Here is a 16477-nt window from a genome sequence, read left to right as displayed (position 1 = left end):
CACTTTATTACTTCACTAGAGGCTTTTTAACGTTAACGTAGTATGCCAGAAACGGTTTCTGACACGTTTACTGCACCTTTTAAGATTTCGTCCATCACATTTTGTACTTGAGTAATTTGCTGACTGTTTAAATCAACGTTTTCCTTAACTACTGCCATTTTACTGGTAGATTTGTCGGCCAGTTTACGGTTCTCTGCGACTACTGCTTCAATCTCAACGGTGGAGTCACTGGTACGTTGTGCCAATTGTCGAACTTCATCTGCAACCACAGCAAAGCCTCGGCCTTGTTCGCCCGCACGCGCGGCTTCAATAGCTGCATTCAATGCAAGAAGGTTAGTCTGATCTGCAATTCCACTGATAGTAGTAACTATGGTTTCGATTTTCAGTGACTGCTCACTAAGTTCATGCATCAATACATTGGTTTGGTCTACTTCGTCTAATGTAACTTTAAAGACATCGATGCTGCGCTGAAGTGATGAGGCCCCATCTGCGGCAATTTGCGACGTTTCTTCAGCCGTAGATACGGATAACTCGGCTGCTTGAGCTATTGCATGTTTCTCTAGAACTTGTGCTGTTACATCTGAGGCAAACTTAATGACCTTGACCACTTTGCCGGTGCTATCGAAAACGGGGTTGTACGTAGCTTCTAGCCACAAGGTTTCTTTATCAGCATTAATCCGCTCGAAAGTACCTGAAGAAAATTGTCCACTCGCTAATGTCTGCCAGAAGTTTGGGTTGTTCTGATAAAAATCGTCTTTACAGAACAAGCGATGATGCTTGCCTTTAATTTCATCAAGGGTGTGTTTAACCGTCGCGGTGAAGTTTTCATTGGCAGTAATAATCGTCCCGTCAGGCTCAAACTCGATAACTGCCATTGATTTATTGAGTGCATCTGTAATGGCTTTACCAGAAAGTACCGCGTTTTGTTGTTCAGTTACATCATGATAGATGGCGTGAATTTCTACAGTGTCCCCGTTCGGTACATGAGTGTAACTGGCCGTTAGCCACTTAGTCTCGCCTGTCTCTGCTTTCATCGCAACGGTATTCGTGTAAGATCCACCGTTTAGCAATGACTGCCAAAATAGGCGATAATCATTGTCACTCTGAGTACCAGGGACACGAAGATCGTTACGATTGAAGGATGGCGCCCCACTATTTGAGCGGGCTAAAATATCCAAAAGCCGAGATGATGCATATAAGCAATCCCCTCTTTCAGCGTATATAGCGTACGCGAGGTTTTCTTTTAATGTACTTAGCATAGTTGCTAAGCTGGAATTCTCGGCCGTGAGTGAGGAAACTTCCTTATTATATCGTGAACTGGATACAAGCATGTCGGCACCGTTAACTTCTAATAAAGTGACAAAAGTATAGTGCTAAATTGAAGCAAGGGCGTTTAGACAATAGGTGCAATCTATAGGGGATTAGGTATGTTATTTAATAATCACTAACTAAACGCGATTACTATTTAGTCCTTTAAACCCTTTTCAATCCATTCTCAACAGCATTTCAGAGTCATTTTTATATGAAAGTTCTACACACCTCCGATTGGCATCTAGGCCAAAGTTTCTTTACTAAAAGCCGCAAAAGTGAACACGAACAATTTTTTAAATGGCTGGTTGATTTGGTTGAACAAGAAGCGATAGATGCAGTGATTGTTGCGGGTGATATTTTTGATACCGGTACACCGCCGAGTTACGCACGGGAACTTTATCATCAACTTGTCGGCAGATTTCAAGGTATGGGCTGCACATTGGTGGTGCTTGGGGGCAATCACGATTCTGTATCTGTGTTAAATGAAAGCCGAGAATTACTGTCTTATTTAAACTGCCACGTTATTGCTAGCACCTATGGCGATGCGCAAGAGCAAGTGTTGCCTTTAACTACCCGAAAAGGTAAAACAGGCGCAATACTGTGCGCGGTGCCTTTCATTCGTGCCCGTGATGTTTTAAAAAGCCAAGCGGGAGAATCGGCAGTTGAGAAACGCAAAGCATTGGGCGAGGCAATTAAACAGCATTATGCGCATCTTTATCAAATCGCGCTGAAAAAGCGAGATGAACTAAACGTTAGCGTACCTATTATTGCAACGGGCCACTTAACTGCTTTAGGGGTGAGTCAATCTGAAAGTGTACGGGACATCTACATTGGTACCCTAGAAGGGTTTGCCGCCGATGGTTTTCCGCCGGCAGATTACATTGCTCTTGGCCATATTCACAGGCCACAAAAAGTGGCTGGGTGCGATCACATTCGCTATTCCGGCTCGCCTATCCCTTTAAGCTTTGATGAACTTAAATCACAAAAGCAGGTGCTAATTGCCACGTTTGAAAAACAGTCTCTCGTTCAGGTTGAAAGTATGCCAATTCCACGCTTTCAAGCAATGGAGGTGCTGCGCGGAAACCTAGACGACATTGCGCTTGCCTTGCAACAAAGTGAGGCGGTTAAAAGCGCCACTGAAGCACAACCTGCATGGTTATGCATTGAGGTAGAAACCCAAGATTATCTCACCGATCTTCAGCAGCGCATTCAGGCGTTAATAGACGACAAGCCTGCGGAAATATTGCAGCTAAAGCGTATGCGCAAACAACGAAGCAACGCTATCTCTGCGAAAGAAAATGTAAATTTAAGTGAGCTGTCAGTGCAAGAAGTCTTCAATGCAAGATTATCTTTGGAAGCGTTTGAGTCTGATGACGACAAGCTAAGGAAACAACGTATTCAAACCTTGTTTGAGCAGGTGGTTGATGATGTGCAATTGGCCCATGTAGACAACGAGGGGGACAATATTGATAACGTTAGCGTTAAAGTTGAGGGAAAAGAGGCCAATGCTACCGATGCAAAGCCTGACGACAACATCAAAAGCGCTGAACAGGTAAATGAATATACAAGTGAACAGCCCGGTGAGGACAAGCTATGAAAATTCTCACCTTACGGCTGAAAAACTTAAATGCATTAAAAGGGGAGTGGAAGATAGACTTCACCCAATCTCCATTTATCGATAATGGCTTGTTTGCCATTACCGGTCCTACAGGGGCGGGTAAAACCACGTTACTAGATGCTATCTGCCTAGCCCTTTATCATCAAACTCCGCGCTTAGGCACTATTTCGGCTACCTCGAACGATATTATGACCCGAGGTACGTCTGAATGTTTGGCAGAAGTTGAGTTCGATATAAAAGGTAAAGCATATCGCGCTTTTTGGAGCATGCGACGTGCTAGAGGAAAGGCCGACGGAAACTTGCAATCAGCCGATGTGGAATTAGCCGAGGTTGAATCTGGCAAGGTGTTAGCCACCCAAGTTAGGCCAAAAAGTGAAGAGATAGAACGCCTAACCGGGCTTAACTTTGCGCGCTTTACTAAATCGATGATGCTCTCCCAAGGCGACTTTGCCGCGTTTCTTAATGCCAACGAAGGGGATAGAGCTGAATTACTCGAAGAGCTTACAGGCACAGAAATTTACGGCCAGCTATCACAAGCTATTCATGAAAAGTACAAAGCAGCAGAAACCACCAAACGCGAATTCAAACTAAAGCTAGAAGGTGTAGCTCTACTTAGTGAAGCGCAGCATAGTGAACTTACTTTTCAGCTAGCTGAATTTAAAACACAGTTACTTAGTATCAACACTGAAATAGTCTCGCTGCGCGAGCAACTGCAATGGCAGCAAGAAACTAAACAAATGGAAATAGAGCTTGATAGCGCGAACGCAGCGCTAGTTCAAGCTAATCAGGTTTATGGCGAAGCGAAAGACGAGTTAGCGCTGTTGGTGGCAGGTGAGCCCGCCGAGTTGCTTCGTTTACCTCATTCAGCACTTAGCCAGTTAAACGAAGATGTGCAGCGTATTGCTAACAAACTAACGCTAAAACAACAACAATTACCCCAATTAAAAAGTCAGCAACAAACCTCGCTACTTGCATTTGAGCACAGCGAGGCTGATTTAGCTAAAGCGAAAGCAAATCAACAGCGTGTTGAAACCTTGATTAACGAGCAAGTGCTTCCCCTTGATACTGAAATCAATACGCTTACTAATCGGCTTGATACAAACCAGCAAGCATTAGCAGATTCCATTCAAAAGCAGGCTAAGACGCAAGAAAATCACCACGCTTTTTCTGATGAACTTGAAGGTAAAAAGCGCACAGTAAAGACCTTAACCACCTACCTAACAACGCATCAAGCCGACGGTAAAATAGCGGGCGAAATAAGTGGCTGGAAAGAAAAAGTAGCGCGTTTTAGTGATGATGAAATTGCCATTGCTGAAACAACAAAAAAGATAGCGCTAACCCAACAACAAAAAGACAGTGCCGTTACCGAGTTGTCAGGTAAAGAACGTAACAAAAGCAAACTGTCAGGGTTATATTCCCAAAGCGCAGAGGTCGTGTCGTTGTGTGAGTCTGGGCTGGCTGAAATACTCAGTAATGGTAATGTAGCCAGTGTTAATGCTGAAATAAGCGTGCTTAACAACAACTGGCCTGTTCTTGCTGCCTGTGAGCAATGGCAGCAACAGTACAGTAGTCACAAAGCGCGCCATTTAGAAAATACAAAATTGCAAAGTTCGCTGCATTCACAAATAGATACGCTTAAACAAGAGCGTGCAGACCTAGCGGCGAATTACAAAGCAACCCAGAGCCATCTAAAAGATGTTGAGTCGTTAATAAAGCTAGATGCAGAGCTTGCTCATTTACGTAACGCGCTATCGCGAGGCGAAGCTTGCCCTTTATGCGGCGCCACCGAGCATGATGCTTCGCTAATGAATATTGATGTGCCTGAAACTATCGCAAAACGGGATGAATTAACTCGTACATTAGAGAGCATTGAAAAGGCGGGTACGCAAAAGCGGGAGCAAATAAGCACGGCAGAATTCGAAAAGCAGCAGTGTGAGAAAGTGATGGCAGACGCTACAGCCGCTTTTGCTAAAATTGAAACAGATTGGCAACAGGCGATGGTTACATTAAATGCCAAGCTTGATATAGCAGATAGTGAATCGTTCAAGCATTTTCAGCAAACCTGCAAGGCAACCCTATCTAAGTTGAATGAACAGCTTAACCTGATAAGAAATGGCGAAGAGAAGCTTAACGAGGCCAAAAACCAAACGCGCTTGCATCAGCAGCAGATAGACACCATTAATAATGAGACTACATTATTAACTGCAAAGGTCGCCCAACTAGAAGCTCAGCTTAGCGACTTAAACAGTGCAAAATCTAACACACAGAGCACGCTTGCCAATAATCGACGTGCGCTGGTTCACGAAATTGAAAGCTTTCACTTAAACGTAGCGCCTGACAGCAACATAACTGAATGGCTTGTTCAAAAGCAGCACGATGTTGAAGCATTTCAGCAACAAACCAATGCATTTAATACGATGTCTCATGATATAAAAAGTCTGGAAGATAAGCTACTTGCATTAAATGAAGCCAGGGTATCTACTGAAAAAGACATTTCATTATATAAAACAAGTATTCAAAAAATTGAATTTCAGCGAGATGGGCATCTTGCCACACGTAAGTCGCTCTTTCCCCAAGGCGATATCGCCACTGCTAGACGTGAAGTCCAAAACGGGGTGTCGGTAACAGAGCAGCAATTTAGGCAATCTGACACTGCGCTTCGACATGCCCAGCGTGAGTTAGAAAATGCGAATGCGCAATTAAAGATACTCACAACCGAATTAGAACAAAAACAAAGCGCGAAAGAGACCAAGCAAGCCGAGTTTGATACAGCCTTGAGCCAAAGCCCTTTTTCTAATGAAGGCGAGTTTTTAAAAGCCCTATTGCCTTATGAAGAACGCCAACGTTTAGTGCAGAAGAAGCAGGTGATTGAACGGGAACAGCAAAACGCGCAATTGTTATTAGGCAAGATCACGCAAAAGCATAGGGCTTTACTCGCCCATAACAAGGCTACTGAGTGGCAGCAAACTGATATAGAAACAACACAAGCTAGGCTGCATGAGCAAAGTGAAGTGAAAGATGGCTTACTTGCGCAGCAAGGGCAAATATCGCAACAACTAGACAGCAATCAACAAGCCCTAGAGAAGCAGCAAAGTTTAATTAATGAATTGCGGGAATTTGAAACCTCGTATGATGATATTGCTTATCTACACTCTCTTATTGGTTCGGCCAGTGGCGATAAGTTTAGGCGTTTTGCCCAAGGGCTCACCTTAGATAATTTAGTGCGCTTAGCCAATCAACAACTCGATAGATTACACGGGCGTTACCAGCTTACCCGCAATACAAAAGATAGCTTGGGCTTGAGTGTGTTAGATACATGGCAGGGTGATGTAGTCCGCGATACGAAAACACTTTCAGGGGGGGAAAGTTTTTTGGTGAGTTTAGCGCTAGCGCTGGCCCTGTCTGACTTAGTGAGCTTTAAAACGAGCATCGATTCTTTATTCCTAGATGAGGGTTTTGGTACGTTAGATGCCGAAACCCTAGACGTAGCCTTAGATGCGCTAGATAACCTAAACGCTAGCGGGAAAATGATAGGTGTAATTAGCCATATTGAAGCGATGAAAGAACGAATTCCTACCCAATTAAAAGTGATAAAACGAAATGGGGTAGGGCTAAGCGCGTTGGAAAATCAGTACTCAGCGACAAAAATTTGACGATTTTTTTGGCGCTGACTATTATTTAAAGCTACACTTAAATCAGCCTTTAAATATGTATCGTATGCAACACTACGAAATTAAAGGTGATGCCGACTAAATATGTGTTGTAGTTTCGAAGGCGATAATGCATTAGTCACGAGAACAACTTATAAGGTAATTTTAAGCAAAGAGGAACTTGCATAAGTACAGATTGTTGGAGGCGAACAACTTCCATGTGCGACTTAAATGCAAGACGGTCAGCCATACTTCTGATTGCCGTTGCCGCGTTGTGTTTTTTAATTTGTGGGAGTGCTTTCGCCTCGTGCGTTATTACTTCGCCGTTAAAAAGCAAGGTAGGTAACCCTATTCAAATGGTGAAAGGTGAGCAACGCTTAACCTTTGAGTGCGACCTTGATCACCCGCATATTTTTCACTTTCCTCGAAACTTCGTTAATCAAGCCGCGTTATATAGAACAGAAGCTCCAGAGCACAGTTCACAGAAGCCAGAGCCTGTGCAGCAAGACGAACTTCTTAGTGCACGACAAGCTTATGTTCTTGCCGCTGGCTCAACGTCTTACCATTTAGATGTAGATGCTCAGTTTGGCAGAACCATACACCCCAAAATATCATCGGTTCCTGATTACCAAGCATTTAATACAATTCACACATTAACCTTAAGTGCATTTGTGGGCTTTTGCTTTGCGCTTTCTATTTATGTTGGGGTGTTAGGCCGCAGCATGCGAAGTTACGGTTTCTATTCGTACAGCTTTTACGTGGCAAGTGCAGGTATATTCTTCTTATTACAAGAGGGGTTAGTTCACACCTTATTTCCGCAAGTTCTCTTTGTAAATAGCTTACAACTGAGTGTGTTCTTCGCGGGTTTAACCATATTCACGTCGTTACGCTTTTTAGATCAATTACTCGATTTCAAAGCGCTTTTAAAGAAATGGCAAAGAAAGTCGCTGCAATACCTAACCTGTTTGGTGTTGATTTTAGTCAGCGCGCAATTAGTGCTAAGTAGTGACGCGAGTATGGAAGTTAATAAACTCATGTCGAAGCTTACCCTGGTGATTATGGCTGGTATTTTATCTGCAATCATCTACGCCGTGTATCACAAGGTGCACTGCGCAAATTTGGTACTACTTGGTGTGTCAATTATCGTGCTGGCTATGCTCGCTAGGTTTTATTTGAAAGACTATAGTCCGTTCATGCAGCGGTACGGGCTTATTATTGCCGTCACTATAGAAGCCTTGATATTTGCTTTTGCTGCCGCGCAAAAAGTGAAAAAGTTAGATGACGACAGGATGGCCGCGTTTAAACGGGCAGCTACCGACCCCTTGTGTCATATTCTTAATCGAGACGGATGGGAAGGGGCTGCGAAAGTGTTGCTTGATGAGTTCAATCACCATGGTGGCTTCATTACCTTGATGTTCATTGATGTGGATAATTTCAAACGAATTAATGATTCGTTTGGGCATCAATCAGGTGACGATGTGCTACGTATTATTTCAAAAATTCTTAAAGGGCAATGCCGCGAGCAAGATGTGGTGGGAAGACTAGGGGGGGATGAGTTTGTGGTGTTGAGCTATTGCCACAGCCGAAGCCAATCTGAGCGATTGGTAAAGCGTATTCAGCACAGATTTAGTGACTTAGTTATACAAACGCTAAACGCACAAATTCCGGTTTCGGCCAGTGTAGGGGGCTTGATTACAGATATGCCTTGTAGCGACCTAGAGGCGTTACTTGACCAGGCTGATACACTGATGTATGAGCAAAAAAAGGCACATCAAAGTGCAATGACGCAACCTATTTAAGCGGAAATGTAACGAAGAGTTTGCCAAAAAAACAGTTAGTAATGAGGTTAAAACGTATAGCCTAATAATTGAATATCTTGAGCGAAATGGTTATCAACTAGGGATTTGATTTCATCGGTGTAATACGCTTGATAGCTACTTCTGTCTGTGGCTTTACGTTTGTGTGGAAGTGTTGATGTAGGAATGGCTAGGTGTTCGCAAATTGCGTCGAAATCTTGCTGCAAATTTTCATAGTGACCAATAAAGTCAGTTAATAAATTGCCATGTAAATCTACAAGGTAATCGCTTTGTAATTGCAGTGAAGTGTCTATGTGATACTGATACGGACGTGTAGGGTTAAACTTCCATTGCATGAAGCTTGCAAAGGTTTCATGGCCTTCCATGACATGAGGGCGTTCGCGCTTAATGTGATGATACGAGCTAACCTGTAAGTCCCACGGGTTTCTCACTACGGCAAACTTGTACAACCCATTAAAATACTCTTCTGGTAGCATTTCTTTTGCAGCAATAATGCGTGAGTGGCGAGGAAAGCGACTGCCAATCTTATGCCCACATAATTGACTCATCTTGTTCGTAATAAATTGCGCTACCGCATAGCGATGTCCCCACCGATATTGGGATAGTGCATCACGAATACTCGTGCCACCCGTTTTGGCAATATGTACAAAGAGGAATTGTTTACTATGAGAAAGTAGCATCGGTTATTATCCTTGCGAAACCCGATTTCAAGCATCGAATCAGTGTGACAGGTAAATATGACAAACAGATTGATGCTGGTGGCCTATTCAATAATAAGTAAAAGATACCACGACATGAAGTGCATAAATTGGCTTTTTGATGGTGGTAAGTAAAGCTATGATAATATGCAGTAAAACACTGCTGGGCTAGCATCTACTAAAATGGATAACCGCAGCATGGTAGATAAAATAAAAAGGGGAGGGGCTGGCATTGCAGTTGTAAAGACAAAGGCAAAGGCAATGGTATTTGTAGGGGTAATGGCAAGAGCAATAGAACCGGAAAAAGAAATGAAAGCCAAAACTGAAGCAAGAACAGGAACAGCAAAGTGGTAAACCAAGGTTACTTTATCGGCGTAGATGGCGGCGGCACCCATTGCAGGGTACAACTAGAAGATGAGCAGGGTAATGTGTTGAGCACTGCCGAGGCTGGCTCTGCCAATATCATGACCAATGCCGCCCTTGCCATGCAATCCATCATCACTGCTAGTGAAAAAGCCATTAGCGTGCTGAATGAGCCCGTTAGCGTGCTGAAAGAGCACGTTGGCGAAGTGAATAAGTCCATTAGCGAATTGCACAAGCCCATTAGCTTAGCCAATCAAACAATCGAACTCAGCCAGATACATCTTGCCGCAGGGCTTGCTGGCGCTAATATTCCCAGTGCATTAGAACAGTTTCTTGCTTTAAACCATCCATTTAAATCACTAACCGTCATCAGTGACTTACACGCTGCTTGTTTAGGCGCCCATAATGGCCTCTCAGGTGGTTTGATTATTTGCGGCACTGGCTCGGCGGCCACTGTTTTTCAACAACCTGGAAAGCATCCATCTGATCAAGATGCTGGTTTTCACGACAAAGGTGGCTACGGGCTTTCAATTGGCGACAATGCCAGCGGCAGTTGGCTTGGACTTGAAGCGGTTAAACATTGCTTATTAGTATTTGACAACTTAGTACCACAAGGCCATTTATTTTCAATGGTCTGCGAGAGCTTGGCAGTATCAACTGCCCACGAACTGGTAACAAAAGTAGCTGGTTTTACGGGGAAGGAATATGGCACTTTAGCACCTTGCGTTGTCGCTGCACACAAGAAGGGCTGTACGGTAGCTAATTCATTTATTCAGCAAGGCGCTAGTTATCTCACTGGTATCGCGAAAACCCTTAGTGGCAATCAAGATTTTCCCATTTGTTTAATGGGTGGATTAAGTTATGTTTACCAACCACTATTAGACGCTGATATTCAAGCTAGGCTAACCGCACCACTTTCAACACCTCAAGCGGGTGCTATTCAGTTCGCAAAACGAAAGGTAGCAAAGGCGTAATGCAAACAATTACCGCAAGCAAAGTATTGACCCCATCGGGAATCAAGAGCAGTCAAACCCTATGTATAGAGCAGGGCGTTATTTATGATATGCGTGACGCCAATGATGAAGAACATAGGAATATTATTGAAGGAACGCTTATTCCTGGATACGTCGATACGCAAGTAAATGGTGGTGGAGGAATATTGTTTAACCATACGCCCACGTATGATGCGCTTAAAACCATGGCGAATGCCCATTTACAATTCGGCACTACCAGTATGCTGCCCACACTTATCACAGACAACGCCACTATTATGGCTCAGGCTGCCGATGCGGTAAGCGAAGCCATTACCGACAATCATCCTAATATTGAAGGTATTCATTTTGAAGGGCCATTTTTAAGTGCGGCCAAAAAAGGCGTGCATGAAGAAACCTTTATTCGCACGCCTAGTGATAGCGAACTGGCTACGTTATGTAGAAAAGATATAGGAAAGGTATTACTCACCGTTGCCCCTGAAACGGTCAGCCTTGGTTTTATCAAAGAAATGGTAGCTGAGGGGGTAGTGGTGGCTTTAGGGCACACCAATGCAAGCTTCGAACAGGTAAGCGATGCATTATCTGCAGGGGCGACAGGGTTTACCCACTTATACAACGCCATGTCGGCATTTACGTCTCGTGCACCGGGAGCGGTAGGGGCAGCATTGTTGTTCGATAGTGCGTATTGCGGGTTAATAGTTGATCACCACCATGTTCACCCTAAGAGCGCTGAATTGGCCATAAAGGTGAAAAGCGAAAATAAAATAATGCTGGTTACCGATGCTATGGCCCATGTGGGGAGCAACCTAGATAAGCTTGCGTTTTTCAATACAGAAATTCAACGAAGCGGAAGTAAACTGACTACGCCTGATGGCACTCTGGCAGGTTCATGTCTAGATATGCATGGCGCAGTAGTTAACACCTGTAAAGATTTAGGTATCAGCCTTACTCACGCAAGCACAATGGCCAGTAGCACGCCGGCCACCTTTATGGGCATACAGCAAAAGCTCGGGAGTATAGCAGTTGGGCAATATGCCAATGTACTGTTAGTGAAAGATGATTTAACGCTGCATAACATTTGGGTAAAAGGCACGGCTAAGGCTCCGCATCAATAGCTACAGAAATAGCAAAGACAAGATTAGCTATAGAACTAGCGACGCTATCGCATGCTTTGGCTTACCGCAAGCCGCATACAAAAAAGCCCAGCATGGAGTCACTGTAAGTGAGTTACCATGCTGGGCTTTCAACAATATATACTTGTATCGAAAGTCAGTACTAACGACTTTCGATGTTATTTGCCTTCGCTATGCGCCAAGAATTCTTCGTAGTTACCTTCAAAGTGGTTAAGCTTGTTATCTTTTATTTCGATAATTTGCGTCGCCAATGATGAAACAAACTCACGGTCGTGGCTTACAAATATAACCGTACCGTCGAATTTATAAAGCCCATTGTTTAGCGCTTCAATAGATTCCATGTCTAAGTGGTTGGTAGGCTCATCCATGACCAATACGTTGATGTCTTGCAGCATAAGCTTACCAAACAACAAACGGTTCTTTTCACCACCAGAACACACAGCTACTTTTTTGTTAAAGTCGTCTGAGCTAAACAATAAGCGGCCTAACATGCCTCGAACTTGTAAGTCATCGTGCTTAGGTAAGCGCCATTGGCTCATCCAATCGAACAAGCTTAAATCAGATTCAAAATCTTTAGTGCTATCTTGCGGAATATAACCAATCGAGGCGTTTTCAGCCCATTTGATAGTTCCGTGCTCAGGCGATAATTCATCAACCAAACATTTTAATAGGGTAGTTTTACCCGCGCCGTTCTCACCAATAATGGCAAGACGAGCGCCTGCTTCTAACAACAAGTTTGCATTGTTAAATAGTGGAAGGTCTGGGTAGCTATGACCTACGCCTTCCAGTGTAATCGCTAAGCGGTGAAGTTTCTTATGTTGTTCGAACACAATGTAAGGCTTGCGGCGGCTTGAAGATTTAACTTCAGCAAGCTCAATTTTTTCTAAGCGCTTAGCACGAGACGTTGCTTGTTTTGCTTTTGAGGCATTAGCCGAGAAACGCGCTACGAAACCTTGTAGTTCTTCAATTTCTGCTGATTTTTTCGCGTTTTCGTTAAGCAACTGTTCCTGAACCATCAACGAGGCTTCAATGAATGCATCGTAGTTACCAGGATAAACACGCAATTCGCCGTAATCGATATCAGCCATGTGGGTACATACCGAATTTAGGAAATGACGATCGTGCGAAATGATCAACATGGTCGACTTACGTTTATTTAGCTCATCGGCCAACCACGTAATGGTGTAGATATCCAAGTTGTTGGTTGGTTCGTCGAGTAGCAAAATATCAGGGTCAGCAAACAAGGCTTGTGCTAGTAATACACGAACTTTTTTGCCCGGCGCCACTTCTTTCATCAAACCAAAGTGATAATGTTCTTCAATGCCAGCGGCATTCAGAATGTCACCCGCGCGAGCTTCGGCGGTGTAGCCATCCATTTCCGCAAATTGAGTTTCCAAATCGGCAACGCGCATGCCGTCTTCTTCACTCATATCTAGCTTGCTGTATATTTCGTCACGTTCTTTTTTCACTTCCCACAATTCACGGTCGCCCATGATCACAGCATCAACTACGCTGAACTCTTCAAATGCGAATTGGTCTTGGCTTAAGATACCTAATTTAGTACCTGGCGCCATAGAAACGTTACCCGCACTTGGGGTTAACTTACCGCTCAAAATTTTCATGAAGGTAGACTTGCCGCAACCATTAGCGCCTATAAGGCCATAGCGGTTGCCGTTACCAAATTTGGCAGAGATGTTTTCAAACAAGGGTGCAGAACCAAACTGCATGGTGATATTGGCGGTGGTAATCAAAACAGGTATCCAGCGGGTAAATCAGAAGAAAAAGATAGCTTAGCGATAAATGTTAAAAATGCATTTTACGCGAGTAAGCTTTGGGCGCGCACTATAAGGAATTAAGGCCGCTGTGTCGAGGAAATTTTGAGCTATTGGACGTATCTTCATATAAATGTCGTAAACAGCCTACTTATGTTAACCAACTGTCACGAAATTTAGAGAAAGGGGCCAAATAGCCCCTTATAAATTCATGCGACGCTGTTCCCTGTTACCCTACTGAAAGGTCGCCAAGGATAATGTTGTCGGCGTAGCTTTGATAAGCTTCTTCAAGCTGTTTTGCCATTGGATCTGGGAACAAGTGGAAGTCGCCAGCGTTAAGCGCTTCAACAATCCCTTGGGCTACAGTATCTGGGCCTGGGGCATCATCAAAACCTGCACCTTTGCCCATGTCTGTTGAGATAGGGCCAGGATGAACACTTAATACGGTTACGCCTTTTTCGCCAAGCTTCTCTTTCAAGCCTTGGGTAATTGAATACGAGGCTGCTTTTGAGGCGCAGTATGTTGCCATATCGCCAAATGTTTTAATTGAGGCTATAGAGTTTAACTGAACCAAAGCGCCTTTATTCGAAACAAGCGTAGTTTCAAATGCTTGAGCTACCCGAATGAGGCCGAGCACATTAATATCAAATTCATGCTTGAGTGATTCCTCAGCATCTTCAGCTAGCGGAGAACTAAGCTTCATTACCCCAGCATTATTGACTAGGATATCTACATCGGTAGCATTTTCTGCTAGCGCTTTTATTGATACCGCATCAGACACATCTGCTTTAAGGGTAACGACTTTGTCACCGTATTGTTCTGTCAAACTTGCTGTAGATTCTGGATCTCTAACCGCTAAATAAACCTTTTTAGCACCGCGTTTAAAAAATTCTTCAACAATTGCTTTTCCAATTCCACGGTTTCCACCTGTAACTAGTGCAACTTTACCTTCTACTGAAATTCCCATTAATGACTCCAAATTTATCAAATTGTACTGATTGGTATGTAATTAATATTGTACCTATTGGTATGAAATTCAAGGGGGACGTAAGAAATTGCATATAATATAATGATAATTATAGATATTCTTTGATTAAAGATTAAAGATTAAAGGTTAGAGGTTAGAGGTTAGAGGTTAGAGAGTAGAGAGTAGGGAGTACAGAGTGGGCACTTTGGTAAAAAGATAAAAAACCGCTTTGAAGCGGCTTTAATATAGAATTGATATATTTATCACAGGCCAATGCCTGTTAACGTATTATCAATTACTCCATTTAATTGAGCACAAGGTACTCCAGCTCGTGCCATACTGGCTGCGCCTTTAAGAACGGTGTAAATAGTTAGCGCATGTATTTGCGCGTTTTTGTCTAAGCCCTTTTCGATAGACTCAGGGTCACTTTCAAATAACGACAAGAAAATAGCTTTGGCTTCAACGTCGTATTGCTCCAAAACACTTACAGCCTCGCTGGGTATTTCATCACTGACTATTTCAGACTGGCATAAAACTAAGTAGCAACCACGGCCTTGAGACTGTTCTGTTTGCATAGCAATAACACTTTGCATGTACTGCATTAATTTATCTCTGAGAGATAGCGATGGCGCGCTTAGAATTTTCAGATGTTTCGCCATATGTGACTCGACATAATGAGATGTTGCCTTAACAAATAAGGCCTGTTTGTTGCCGAATGTGCTGTACATACTGGGCTTGTTTATACCCATAGCTGCCGTTAGGTGGGATAAAGAGGCGCCAAGGTATCCTTTTTGCCAAAAAACGTTCATAGCCGCATCAAGCGCTACGTTTTCGTCAAAACCTCTTTTTCTACCCACTGTCATAGTAGCCCCAAAACTTACTTGTATGTATAACCAAAGCGTATGTATATAGGCTAAAGCTGATTTACCTATATTGTACCAATAGGTATATTTTTGTAAACCTAGAGTTAGGGAGCTCTTATCAGTTTACTGGTGTTGATTATGACTTACGCTGATAAGCGCTGAGGCTCTGTTTGCTTCGACGCTAATTGAGCACCTGCAACGTTAGCAAAGGCTGTTTCATGAATGTTAGAAGGTTTCTCAACGACAATTGATTTTGCACTTGTTTGCTGCATTAAATACTGTCTTCCTGCATCAACGCCTACTTTATAGTCGTGACGAAGGTCGATATCGGCGCTACCCAATAATTTGCTGTGCAATTTAGTGCCCGCAAAAATTTGAATAATTTCCACATCCGCCGGTGGATTAGCAATAAAGGCTAATTCTTGCTGATAAGCTTGTTCATGTTGAACTAAATAGTTAATCGTTTTAGGGCAATGACCGGTTACACACACTAATGATTTAAGCTTGTGTAACCATGCTGATTGCGCTTGGAAATTTACATCACCAGTACGAATAACCACGATTTTTCTAGCCCCACGCTCATAAGCCTCACGGACAGGCAAAGGCGCACCTAAACCACCATCTAGATAGTAGTCGGATTCAGGTTGTGCCTGAGGAAGCACAGTGGCTACATTATCGCTGACCGAAACTGCATTATGTTCAGTGGTGAGCTTTACACCTTGCTTGTATAAGAAAGGTAAAGCGCTAGAGGCTTTCAACAATTCACGCCATTGGTTGCCACTGCCTTTAGGGCTTAAGAAATAGGGTTTGCGATCTCGAGAGTTAGTGGCGGTAATAAGTAGCTCTCTGTCCCCTAAGCTTTCTTTCGCGGCATTAAAATCTAATATGCGGTTAGCTTCTTTCGTTTTATCGAAATACCAATCTAAATCGACAATATGCTTACCCACAAGGCCGCGGCCTAATTGGAAGAAGCGCTTATGACGAGATAAGCCTCGAATTAAACGCTTTGCGTAGCCTTTTTGCCGCGCTAAAAAACTGGTTAAATTTTGCGAGCCAGCAGATGTACCAATGAACATATCAAAAGGGTCGTAACCTGCTTCAAGCCAAGCATCCAATACACCAGCAGTAAAAATTCCTCGCTGCCCACCACCTTCAGCGATAAGCGCAAATTTATTGCTCTTGGTGGCATAAAGAGGAAAGGACGTGGGCGCAGCAGAGGAATTCATTTCATTACCTGTTTAAATCTGTTTAGTTGATTTAAACAAGTGTAAAGATAAATTCGATATTTCGAAA

The 16477-nt window shown here is 43.3% G+C and carries 12 protein-coding genes; 6 read left to right on the top strand and 6 right to left on the bottom strand.

Annotated elements, in window-relative coordinates; genetic code table 11:
• Positions 1-32: 32 nt before the first annotated feature.
• Positions 33-1331, bottom strand: coding sequence for a PAS domain-containing methyl-accepting chemotaxis protein (locus Q4561_RS00625; RefSeq protein WP_303456582.1), 1299 nt, complete (start codon positions 1329-1331; stop codon positions 33-35).
• Between the two features lie 191 nt (positions 1332-1522).
• Between Q4561_RS00625 and sbcD the strand changes: the two genes are divergently transcribed.
• The 3 genes from sbcD to Q4561_RS00610 all read left to right on the top strand — a co-directional run bounded on the left by sbcD (position 1523) and on the right by Q4561_RS00610 (position 8378).
• Positions 1523-2908: an exonuclease subunit SbcD gene (gene sbcD / locus Q4561_RS00620; RefSeq protein ID WP_303456580.1), complete on the top strand. Its 1386-nt coding sequence runs from the start codon at positions 1523-1525 to the stop codon at positions 2906-2908.
• A complete protein-coding gene (locus Q4561_RS00615; protein WP_303456578.1) occupies positions 2905-6582 on the top strand; it encodes an AAA family ATPase in 3678 nt (1225 codons plus the stop codon). The genes sbcD and Q4561_RS00615 overlap by 4 nt, the downstream gene beginning before the upstream one ends.
• 215 nt (positions 6583-6797) lie before the next feature.
• The gene (locus tag Q4561_RS00610; protein WP_303456576.1) at positions 6798-8378 is read left to right on the top strand and encodes a diguanylate cyclase; all 1581 of its coding nucleotides are present in this window, start codon (positions 6798-6800) and stop codon (positions 8376-8378) included.
• Positions 8379-8425: 47 nt separating this feature from the next.
• On the opposite strand, the gene Q4561_RS00605 is transcribed toward Q4561_RS00610, so the two are convergent.
• Entirely contained in the window at positions 8426-9076 is a 651-nt protein-coding gene (locus tag Q4561_RS00605; RefSeq protein ID WP_303456573.1) for a sulfotransferase family 2 domain-containing protein, read from the bottom strand.
• Positions 9077-9292: 216 nt separating this feature from the next.
• Between Q4561_RS00605 and Q4561_RS00600 the strand changes: the two genes are divergently transcribed.
• The 3 genes from Q4561_RS00600 to nagA are packed head-to-tail and all read left to right on the top strand — an operon-like array spanning position 9293 to position 11564.
• Entirely contained in the window at positions 9293-9448 is a 156-nt protein-coding gene (locus Q4561_RS00600) for a hypothetical protein (protein ID WP_303456571.1), read from the top strand.
• Positions 9442-10431 carry a BadF/BadG/BcrA/BcrD ATPase family protein gene (locus Q4561_RS00595; protein WP_303456569.1) on the top strand — a complete coding sequence of 330 codons (990 nt, stop codon included), beginning with the start codon at positions 9442-9444 and terminating at the stop codon, positions 10429-10431. Before Q4561_RS00600 ends, Q4561_RS00595 begins: the two co-directional genes overlap by 7 nt.
• Complete coding sequence (gene nagA / locus Q4561_RS00590; RefSeq protein WP_303456566.1) at positions 10431-11564, top strand: N-acetylglucosamine-6-phosphate deacetylase; 1134 nt, start codon at positions 10431-10433, stop codon at positions 11562-11564. Before Q4561_RS00595 ends, nagA begins: the two co-directional genes overlap by 1 nt.
• 176 nt (positions 11565-11740) lie before the next feature.
• Here the strand turns inward: nagA and Q4561_RS00585 are convergent, their stop codons facing one another.
• The 4 genes from Q4561_RS00585 to Q4561_RS00570 all read right to left on the bottom strand — a co-directional run bounded on the left by Q4561_RS00585 (position 11741) and on the right by Q4561_RS00570 (position 16410).
• Positions 11741-13333, bottom strand: a complete 1593-nt coding sequence (locus tag Q4561_RS00585; protein ID WP_303456564.1) for an ABC-F family ATPase — start codon at positions 13331-13333, stop codon at positions 11741-11743.
• Between the two features lie 250 nt (positions 13334-13583).
• Positions 13584-14321, bottom strand: a complete 738-nt coding sequence (locus Q4561_RS00580) for an SDR family oxidoreductase (protein ID WP_303456562.1) — start codon at positions 14319-14321, stop codon at positions 13584-13586.
• Positions 14322-14584: 263 nt separating this feature from the next.
• The gene (locus tag Q4561_RS00575; protein WP_303456559.1) at positions 14585-15184 is read right to left on the bottom strand and encodes a TetR/AcrR family transcriptional regulator; all 600 of its coding nucleotides are present in this window, start codon (positions 15182-15184) and stop codon (positions 14585-14587) included.
• Between the two features lie 143 nt (positions 15185-15327).
• Positions 15328-16410 (bottom strand): patatin family protein, encoded by a 1083-nt coding sequence (locus tag Q4561_RS00570; RefSeq protein WP_303456556.1) that lies wholly within the window; start codon positions 16408-16410, stop codon positions 15328-15330.
• Positions 16411-16477: the final 67 nt, after the last annotated feature.

Origin of the sequence: Alteromonas sp. 1_MG-2023 (genome assembly GCF_030547075.1) — a bacterium.
Classification (GTDB): Bacteria; Pseudomonadota; Gammaproteobacteria; order Enterobacterales; family Alteromonadaceae; genus Alteromonas.
Note: the sequence above shows the minus strand (reverse complement) of the source record. Positions and strands in the feature narration are given on the sequence as shown.